Here is an 11,285-nt window from a genome sequence, read left to right as displayed (position 1 = left end):
GCTCCCCTCACATCTGTCTCCACCGTGCGGCGTACCGACGGACTCAACGACATCAACCGTCCGACGATACGCCACTGTCCGATCGCCGATACGTTCACCGGTCCAAATCCCCGGCCGTATCATGAATGCGGATATTGCCCGACTTATCAATCTGTGCCCGCAGCCCGGTGGCGAAGATCCGGTCGCCCGGTCCGCCCGCGGGGTCGGCGACGAAGACCATCGACGTCGACGCGGCGTCACCGGGATAGCCCGTGCCCAGCCCGTTGCCGCCGACATAGAGGGCGCCCTCCACGCCGGTGTCGACGGCCGCCAGGCGGTCGTCGAGCACCCGGACGACGACACCGTCGACAGGCTTGCCCACCCCGACGTCCTTGCCCGGGCGCAACCTCGCCGCCGTCGCCGCCCCGGCCACCTCTGCGGGCCCGAACAGGGTGAACATCCGCCGACCGCGTGTCTTCCACGGTCCGGACAGCTCCGCGGCACCGGGCTCGCCGACGAACGTCAGATTCCGCACCGACTCCAGCAGCTCCGGGTCGATCGCCTTCAGATCGGCGAATGAAGTCCACAGGTCCGTCACGGCGTGGCGGGCGATCGCGGCGCCGATGCGGTCACCGGCCCCCGGGATACCGGGAACGAGCACCAGGGTGTGTCCCGCGGCGATCGCGGCGAGCGACTCGCGCAGTGCGCCGATCGTGCCCGGTGTGGCCGTCGCGACGATCCGCGTATCGGGGTCGGTGGCAAGCGTGCCGGTGACTTTCAGGTTCTCCGCCACCACCATCGATAGTCCCGCGTGGGTCAACGCCACCGGCGGTGCGCCGGCGCCTTGCCATGCCAGCACCGCGACGCCGGCGGGATGTACGGGAGCGGTGCGTTCGGTGGCGGTGATCGGCGCGGACGACAGCGCGGCATCGTCGAGGTCGGCGATGCCGCCTTGCTCGATGCCGTCCGGGCCGCCCGGCCCGATCCACAGCCGCACCCGCGGCCAATAGGACGGGAGAGCCATACCCGCCGCGTCGCCGCCTGCGCCCAGAGGGGCCGCACCCGACTTGAGGACACCCCAGGTGGCGACCACCTCGTCCACGGCCCCGATCGGCCCGACGACGACGACATCGCCCGGGCCGACACCGCGGGCGATCAGGGCCCGCGCCACCCGGTTGGTGCGTGCCTCGAACTCGGCGTACCCGATGTTGATGCCGTCGCCGAGCAGTGCCGGATGACCGGGATCGAGGTCACGGGCGGCGAGCAGGCCGGGGAGGGTGGCCGGGTCGGCCGGTTGCCCGGTATCCTGCGAGAACGTATCGAGGATGTCGATATCGCCGATCGCCGGGTCGGCGGGGTTGTCACCCACGGAGCCGCTCCTCACGATCGCTTCGAGGATGCGTTCCCACACCAGGCCGAACCGGACGATACTGGCTTCGTCGAACAGTGCTGTCGCGTAGGTGATTTCGACCTCGGTATGCCCGGAACCCTCGTGCACGCTCAGCATCAGGTCAGTCTTCGCCTCAACGACATCGGGTACTACCGGCTCAACCGTCAGGTCACCTCCCGCCCTACTGCCCACCGTGCGCGCCGCGTCGAAGATCTCCAGGTCACCTGAGGTGTAGGTGAGGGCGATCTGGAACAACGGGGAGTAGGCCGTGGGCCGGTCGGGCACAAGCAGGTCGACCAGTTGGTCGAACTGCACCTCGGAGTAGGCGAACGCGTCAAGGTCGATGCGCCGGGCCACCGCCAGGGCCTCGGTGACCGTGGCCGCCGGATCGAACGCCGTCCGCAGGACGAGCGTATTGACGAACATCCCGACAACGCGGTCGAGCGCCCGGTCTGCCCGGCCCGCGATCGGCGTGCCGATCACCACATCCCACACCCCGGTCATCCGTGCGACGGTCAGCGCGAGAGCGGTGTGGAACACGATGAACGGAGTCACCCGGTGGTGTGCCGCGCACGGGGCGACCGCGGCGGCGATGTCCGCGCGCACCGTCAGGCGCACCACGCCGGCGCCGGCGTCCGCCACCGCCGGACGTGGCCGGTCCATGGGCAGGTCGGTAACCGCCGGCAGACCTGCCAGATGCCGGAGCCAGTAGCCCAGCTGGCCGCCCGGAACCCCGTGATCGTTTGTACCGCCGAGGATCTCGCGCTGCCACAGGGCGAAGTCGGCGTACTGCACCGGCAGCGGCTCCCAATCGGGCGCGCCGCCGGCGGCGCGCGCGGCATACGCCGTCACCAGATCCTGGAGCAGGACCCGCACGGATTCGCCGTCGCACGCGATGTGGTGGACGACGACCAGGATCTCCGATTCGGCACTGTCCGCATCCCGGAAGAACCGCACCCGCACGGGCAGATCGGCGTCGACGTGGAAACCCGCCACGGCCGCACCCCGCAGTTCGGCGGGATCGGCAACGATACGCCAATCAAGTTGCCATGCAGCCGATTCCGGATCCAGGATGTCCTGATAGGGCCCGGACTCGTCGGCCGGATACCTGGTACGCAGCACCTCGTGGCGGCCGAGGACGTCACCGAACGCCGCGCGGACCGCTACGGCGTCGACCGGTCCACGCATCCGCAGACCCAGCGGGATGTTGTACGCGCTGGACTCCGGATCGAGCCTGTTGACGAACCACATCCTGGTCTGCGCACCGGACAACGGGATCCGTTCGGGCCGGGTGACGGCCGACACGACCGGCGGCAGCGCGGAGCCGTTCCCCGACACCGCGGCCACCAGCTCACGCACGCTCGGTGCGGTGAACACATCACGCACCGACACGGTCACCCCGAGTGCGTCCGAGGCCCGTGCGGCCAGCCGCATCGCAGACAGTGAGTTACCGCCCAGATCGAAGAACGAGTCGGTGACCGACACCCGGTCGACGTCGAGAAGTTCGGCGAAGACCTGGGCCACAAGGGTTTCCGCCGGATTCTGCGGAGCCGCGTGAGCACCGGACCCGCCGGTCAGCTCGACGACGGGCAGCGCCGCACGGTCCAGCTTGCCGTTGGCGGTCAGCGGCAGGTCATCGAGCACGACGACGGCAGCGGGCACCATGTACGCCGGCACCCGCCGGGCAACCGCCGCGACCACCACATCCCGATCGACGGTGGCGCCCGGCTCGCGCACCACATATCCAACGATCGCGTCGCCGGCGAATCCGGTGACCGCACGATTCACGCCGTCGGCCGACTCCATCGCGGCCTCGATCTCACCGAGCTCGATCCGGAAACCACGTAGCATAACCTGAAAGTCGTTGCGGCCCAAGTATTCAATATCACTGCACTCAATATCACTGCACTCGATATCACCGCGCTTGCCGCCGTCCACGCGGCGGGCCGTGTCACCGGTCCGGTACATCCGCCGCCCGTCACCGGAGAACGGGTCGGCGACGAACCTTTCCGACGAGATGTCCGCGCGGCCGGTGTATCCCCGGGCCAATTGGTCACCGGATACGTAGATCTCACCGCGCACACCGACCGGCACGGGCCGAAGCCGGCTGTCGAGGATGTGAACTCGCAGCGACGACAGCGGCCGGCCGATCAGCGAGCGATCCCCGACCGGCACCGAATCCGGGGTCAGTTCACGGAAAGTGACGTGCACGGTGGTCTCGGTGATCCCGTACATGTTGATCAGGCGGGCCTGGTCGCCCGGGAACAGTTCCCACCAGCGCCGCACGCGCTGGGGACTGAGCGCCTCACCGCCGAACACCACATATCGCAGGGCGATCGGCCCGTGCCGGCGGCTGCGGGCGTCGATGAACGGGTAGAAGGCCGACGGGGTCTGACTCAGTACCGTCACGCGTTGTGCGGCTACGAGTTCGACCAGGAGGGCTGGGTCGCGCACCGTGTCGCGGTCGACGATCACGCACCGGCCACCGGTCGCCAGCGCACCCCACAGCTCCCAGACCGAGAAGTCGAATCCGTACGAATGGCACATCGTCCACACGTCTTCCGGACCGCAGTCGAAGTCGGCGGCCGCGGCGCCGAGCAGGGTCAGTACGTTTCGATGGGTGATCTCGACCCCCTTGGGTCGTCCCGTCGACCCAGAGGTGTAGATGACGTATGCCAGTGAATCCGGCTGCACCGCAACCGGAAGCGGGACAGCGACCGCTTCGCGCGCTGTGAGATCGGCGAGGTCGAGGCGGCGGGCCCGGCCTGCGGTGGCCTCCCACAGCGGATGGCCGTCCGTCGATGCGTCCGTCACGATCACCGACACCGCCGAATCGGTGACGTAGTAGTCCAGCCGTGCCACCGGATAGCTCATGTCCAGCGGGACGTACCCGGCGCCTGCCTTGAGCACGCCCAGGATGGCCACGGCCAGATCCACCGACCGGTCAGTGGCCACACCCACCGGATCACCCGGCCGCACACCGGAATCCACCAGGGCGGCGGCGACCGTGTCCGAGCGTGCGTCGAGCTGGGAGTAGGACAGTCCCGCATCCGTTCCGGCCGACACCGCGATCCGCTCGCCGTAGGCTCCGACGGACCGGGTGAACACGTCCACCAGAGACCCGGCGGCGGGCCCGGGCCGCGGCACCTCCTCGACCACCGGATGCGCGTGATCGGAGTCGATCAGAATGTCGGCATCACCGACGGCGGCCTCCGGGGCGGCGGTGACCGCGTCCAGGACGCGGACGAACCGCTCCATGATGGTCTCGACCGAAGAATCGTCGAACAGGTCGGTGGCGTAGCCGACCGCACACCGCCACGGCTCACCCGCGAGCCCGGTCTCGATGATGACGATCAGATCCAGCTGCGCGGGAATGTTCGGTGGACGCACCGGTTCTACGGTCAGGCCCGCGACCGTGATGTCCGCGTCGGCCACTGCCGCCGTCGGATCAAACGACAGCATCACCTGTGCCAGCGGCGAAAAAGCCTCCGACCGTACCGGATTCAGCGCCTCGACGACAGTCTCGAAGGGCGCGTCGGCGTGGGCGAAGGCGTCGAGGTCGACGTGCCGCACCTGCTCGAGCAGTTCGGTGAACCGGCCGGCGGGATCGACCTCGGTGCGCAGGACGAGGGTGTTGACGAACATGCCGACCAGCGGGTCGAGCACGGGCTGACCGCGCCCGGCGATCGGTGTGGCCACTGCGATGTCGGTGGTATCACTGAGCCGGGCCATCAGCACCGCGAACGCCGCGTGTACCACCATGAACGGGGTGGCGCCCAGATCTCTTGCGACAGAGTTGATCCGGTCGCCCACATCGGCGGGTATCGCGAACTCGACCCGGCCACCGGCCATCGACGCCACCGATGGCCGCGGACGGGTCGTGGGAAGCTCCAGGACGTCGGGCAGACCGGCGAGTTGGCCGCGCCAGTACTCGAGTTGACGCCCGATCACCGAGTGTTCGTCGGAAGCGGGACCGAGCACGTCGTGCTGCCAGACGGCGAAGTCGGCGAATTGCACCGCCAGCGGCGTGAATTCGGGTACATGTCCCTGCGCACGGGCCGTGTACGCCGCCACGAAGTCTCTGAGCAGCGGATGCAGTGATTCACCGTCGCCGGCGATGTGATGAATGATGACGGCGAGTACGTGCACGTCGCCGGACTTACGCCAGACGCACACCCGGATCGGCCACTGCTGCGCCACATCGAATCCCGTCGACACGGCGTCGAGCACCGCCTGCCGCGAATCGACGACCTGCCACACCCCGCGCGCGTCGAACTCCGCGGCCGAACCGATCCGCTGGCAAGGCACACCGTCGATCGCCGGGAAGGTGGTGCGCAGCACCTCGTGACGGTCGATGACGTCGATCATCGCCGCGCGGACCGCCGGTACGTCGAGTGCACCGGTGATCTTCAGGACGACGGGAATGTTGTAGGTCGGGGCGTCGGGGTCGAACCTGTTGATGAACCACATGCGCTGCTGCGCGAACGACACCGGGATCGGGTCGGGACGCACGGCGAGGGCGGTCACCGGCCCCGGGGCGAGCTCGTTGTCGGCCACCTGCTCGATCAGTTCCCGGACCGTCGGCGTGGCGAACACGTCGCGGATCGCCACCCCGACGCCCAGGACCACGGCGATCCGCGCCGCGAGCCTGGTCGCCGACAGCGAATTGCCGCCGATGTCGAAGAACGAATCGGTAACGCCGACCCTAGGCAGACCGAGGACCTCGGCGAACGCCTGGGCGACGAGGATCTCCTGGGCGGTCTCCGGCGCGGTGAAACCAGCTGTCGCGGCACCGAATTCGGGCACGGGCAAGGCCTCGCGGTCGAGCTTTCCGTTCGCGGTCAGCGGCAGGGCGTCGACGACCAGTACGGTGGCGGGCACCATGTACGCGGGTACGAGATCCGCGGCGCGTTCGCGCACCGCACCGACGTCGGGTTCGGCGCCGTCGGCGGCGACGACGTATCCGATGAGCTGCTCCCCGATCACCGGCATGTCCACGATGCGTGCCGCCGCGGCCACCACGCCCTCGGTGGCGAGCAGCCCGGCCTCGACCTCACCGAATTCGATCCGGAAGCCGCGCAACTGAACCTGCGAATCCGCACGGCCAAGATACTCGATATCCCCGTTTCCGTCGTCCCCCGCCACGCGCCGGGCGACGTCACCGGTTCGATACAGCCGCGATCCGGGCGGCCCGTACGGGTCGGCGACGAACCGGGTGGCGGTGAGGTCGGGGCGGGAAAGGTAGCCCTGCGCCAATTGTCCACCGGCCACGTACATCTCGCCGGCCACACCCATCGGTACCGGCCGCAGCCGGGCATCGAGGACGTGAATACCCAACGAGGACAGCGGCCTACCGATCAGCGATCCGTCACCCGCCGACACCGCCGCACGATCGAGCTCGCGGAAACTCACGTGCACAGTGGTTTCGGTGATGCCGTACATGTTGACCAGCCGGGCTTCATCGTCTCCGAACAGGTCGAACCAGCGCCGCACCTGCTCGAAACTCAGTGCCTCGCCGCCGAATACGATGTAGCGCACCGGCCACCGCCGACCCGCAGCACCGCGCCGACGCACGTCGATGAGCTGATAGAACGCCGACGGCGTCTGATTGAGTACCGTCACTCCTTCTGCCACAAGCAGATCCACGAACACTTCCGGGTCGCGGGCCAGGTCCCGATCGACGATGACGCAGCGCCCGCCGTGGAACAGCGGCCCCCACAGCTCCCACACCGAGAAGTCGAATGCGTAGGAATGGAACATCGTCCATACGTCGCCGGAACCGAAATCGAAGTCGGCCGACGCAGCATCGAGCAGGGTGAGCACGTCGCGGTGAGTCACCTCGACGCCCTTCGGCAGCCCCGTCGAACCCGACGTATAGATCACGTAGGCACGCGAATCAGACGGCACCGCAACGGAAACCGGATCATCAACGGCAACCCGGGGGGCCGAGATCAGGTCTGCGACGTCGGCAACGACAACGCCGTCGCCCGCCGCCTCCCAGAGCGGGTGGGCCGACGACGACGCGTCGGTCAGCACTACACCCACACCTGAGTCGGACACGATATGGGCCAGCCGCCCGACCGGATTGGTGAGGTCGAGCGGTACATAGGCCGCGCCCGCCCGCAAGATGCCGATGATCGAGGCGACCAGGTCCACCGACCTGGCGGTGGCGACCCCCACCAGATCACCGGCCCGGACACCGCGAGCGCGCAGTCCCGACGCGACCGCGCGGGATCGGGTATCCAATTCGGCATAGGTCAGCGACATCTCTCCCGCCGTCACCGCGATCGAATCAGGATGGGCTGCAGCGGAATCGGCGAATATCCCGGCCAGCGACGACTGTGCGTGCGCGGTGGCGGTCACCGGCGCGGGCAACCGTGCCAGCATCGCCCGGTCGCCGTCGGTCAGGATATCGACGTCACCGACGGCCATCGCCGGATCGGCGGTCAGCGCATCCAGAACACGGATGAACCGTTCGGCGAAGACCACCATCGTCGAACGGTCGAACAGGTCGGTCGCATAGCCGAGCGAACCGTGCCACAGACCCGAACCCGCCCCCGGAACCAGGGACACCGTCAGATCACGTTGCGCCGCCCGCTGCCCCGGATCCACGGCACGGACCTCGATCCCGGGCAGGGTGAGGTCCAAATCGGCCAGGTCACCGGTCGGATTGAACGACAGCATCACCTGGGCGAGCGGTTCGTACGCCTGTCCGGCATGCGGCACCAACTGCTCGACGATGTTCTCGAACGGCACGTCCGCATGCGCGAAGGCGTCGAGGTCGGTGGCTTTGACACAGTCCAGCAGCTCGTCCATCGTCAGTTCCGCGGACACCGCCGTACGCAGTACGAGTGTGTTCACGAACATACCCACGACCGGATCGAGCGCCGCCTGGCCGCGGCCGGCGATGGGTGTGGCGATGGCGATATCCCCGGATGCGCTGAGCCTGGCGAGCAACACGGCCAGACCGGCATGCACCACCATGAACGGTGTGACCCCCCGCCCGCGTGCCAGCGCATCGATCCGGCGGCCGACAGGAACGGGTATCTCGAATCCGACGCGGTCGCCCCGCCCGGACGCGACCGTCGGGCGCGGCCGGTCCGTGGGGAGTTCGAGAACATCGGGTACCCCCGCCAGCTGCTCGCGCCAATACCCGAACTGGCGACCGATGACCGAATCCACGTCGTCGACGGTGCCGAGCACCTCGCGCTGCCAGATCGCATAGTCCGCCATCTGGACCGCGAGCGGTTCGATGTCGGGCACCGCGCCGCGCGTCCGTGCGCCGTACGCCGTCAGCAGGTCCGACACCAGCGGCGCCAGCGATTCACCGTCGGCGGCGATGTGGTGCACGACGATCGCCAGCAGATGTTCGGCGACCCCGGTCCGGCAGACGCGGACCCGGATCGGCCAGTTCGTGGATACATCGAATCCGCGGCCGACCGCCTCATCGATCCCGGACCGATCCTCGACCACCGACCAATCAAGTTGCCCCGTAATCGATTCCGGGTCCGCGATGAGCTGGCAGGGCTGGTCGTCGCCGGGCGCGTCCCCAGCACCCGATCCGGTGGGTGCGAACACCGTGCGCAGCACCTCGTGACGGATGACGACGTCGACCACCGCCTGTCGCAGCGCCTCGACGTCCAGCGTGCCGGTGATACGCAGGACGAGCGGGATGTTGTATGCCGACGAGGCAGTGTCCAGCTGGTTGACGAACCACATCCGCGCCTGCGCGAACGACAGCGGAATCCGTTCGGGCCGTGGCGAAACCGCTGTCACCGCGGGCAATCCGGCGTTCGCCCGGGCCACCCGCACAGCGAGCCCCCGCACGGTGGGCTCATCGAACAGGTCGCGGAGGTTCAGGTCGACGCCGAACTCGTCGCACACCCGCGCCACTATCCTGGCCGCCAGCATCGAGTTGCCGCCGACGTCGAAGACCGACTCGACGACGCTCACCCGTTCCACACCGAGCACCCGCGCGCAGATCTGCTCGACGGTCACCTCGACGGAGCCTTGCGGGGCAACGTATTCCGCGGCGGCGCCGAAGACCGGCGCGGGCAATGCGCGCCGGTCGAGCTTGCCGTTCAGCGTCAGCGGCAGCCGTGCAAGGATCATCACCACGTCGGGAACCATGTAGTCGGGGAGCCGGGTGCGGACGAACTCCCGGACCGACTCGCCGGTGGCCCCGGCGCCCGTGACATAACCCACCAGTCGGTCGGTGGATCGCTCGTCGCCGTAGACGTCGGCGGCCGCGGCTACCACGCCGGGCGCCGCCGACATCACCGACTCCACCTCACCGAGTTCGATCCGATAGCCGCGCAGCTTCACCTGGTCGTCGGAGCGTCCCAGAAATTCCAGACTCCCGTCCCGCAGCAGGCCCACGTCGCCGGTAAGGTACATTCGGTCGCCGGCACCGCCGAAAGGGTCCGCGACGAAGCGTGCGGCGGTGAGCGCCGGACGATGCGCGTAGCCGTCGGCCAACTGGGCGCCGGCGAGGTACACATCTCCAGGCACCCCGTCGGGTACCGCCGCCAGCCGCGAATCCAGCACGTACAAGCGGGTTTCGGGCAGGGCGCCGCCCACATCGCCGGCCGGGGTCTCCTCGACGAACTCCCGCGTCAGTTCACGGCGCGTGGCATAGACGGTCGCCTCCGTCGGTCCGTACATATTGTTCAGGCGCGGCCCGATGACCCCTTCGGCATCACGATCGGCGAACCAGCGCCGTACCTGGGTGATGTCCAGTGCCTCCCCCGCGAGCATCATGATCCGCACGCACGAGGGAAAGCCCCCGCCGCGTACTGCACCGGCGATCTCGTAGAAGGCCGACGGGGTCATGTTGACCACCGACACCCCCTCGCGGCCCAGCATGGCCACGAAATCACCGGCCGATCGTGAGGTCAGGAAGTCGATCGCCACGAATCGTCCGCCGCACGCCAGGGACAGCCACATCTCGGCGACCGACACGTCGAAACCGAAGGATGTGAACCCCGCCCACACGTCGTCCGGCGATATGTCGTATTCACCGATCATCGTCGCCAGTAACGCCAGCACAGCGCGATGGGACACCGCCACGCCCTTGGGCACCCCCGTCGTACCCGAGGTGTACATGACGTACGCGGGCAGCCCCGGATCGATCCGCGTCGGCAACGCCGGCTCGCCGGTATCCCCATCGCCGCCGGCCAGGTCATCCCCGGCCAGGTCACTCGCCAGCACACACCGGACGTCCAACGCCGCCGACCAGCTGTCCACCACGGACGCGTCCGAGATCACCAGCACCGGTTCCGCGTCCGCCACCACGGTGCTGATCCGGTCGACCGGGTGACCGGTGTCGAGCGGCACATACCCGGCCCCGGCCTTGAGCACCGCCAATAGCACGGTGATCAGTTCGGCGCCCCGGTCGACACCCACACCCACCAATGTCCCGGTGCCCGCACCGCGCCGGAGCAGGCCCGCGGCGAGTTCATCGGAACGGGCGTCCAGTTCACGGTAGGTCAGCGCGGCACCCGAGGTGTCGACGACCGCGACCCGGTCCGGGTTCCGGGCGGCCACGACCCGCAGTACACCGGCCAGCGAGCCCAGATCGGCATGCCCGACCACCGATCGGGCCGACTCGCGAACCCGGGTGACCTCCTCGGGGACCCGTGCCGCCACACCGGCAGCATCACCACCGGCGCGCATCAGGACCGCCGTAAGGATGGCACCCACCGCGGCATCGGTATCCAGACCTTGCGCCACAAGGACTTCCGCGGTCACTGTAACTTGCTCATGCAACTGACCGAAGGTGAGCACCGGGGTGTCGGCCACCGCGACGCGGCCGGGATCAACCGCCGCGGCACACGCGATCAGGTCGACGGTCGAGGGCGCTGCCGATCCCCACACCCGCGAGAAAGCCAGCACGCTCTCACGACTATCTGTCATC

General features: G+C 68.6%; 1 protein-coding gene. It reads right to left on the bottom strand.

Annotated features, from left to right (window positions below; translation table 11 throughout):
* Positions 1–94 precede the first annotated feature (94 nt).
* Entirely contained in the window at positions 95–11,284 is an 11,190-nt protein-coding gene (locus tag Q0627_RS09980) for a non-ribosomal peptide synthetase (protein WP_291011847.1), read from the bottom strand.
* Position 11,285 lies beyond the last annotated feature (1 nt).

This window comes from uncultured Gordonia sp. (assembly GCF_937858515.1).
Classification (GTDB): Bacteria; Actinomycetota; Actinomycetes; order Mycobacteriales; family Mycobacteriaceae; genus Gordonia.
This window is presented reverse-complemented; position numbering and strand designations above follow the sequence as displayed.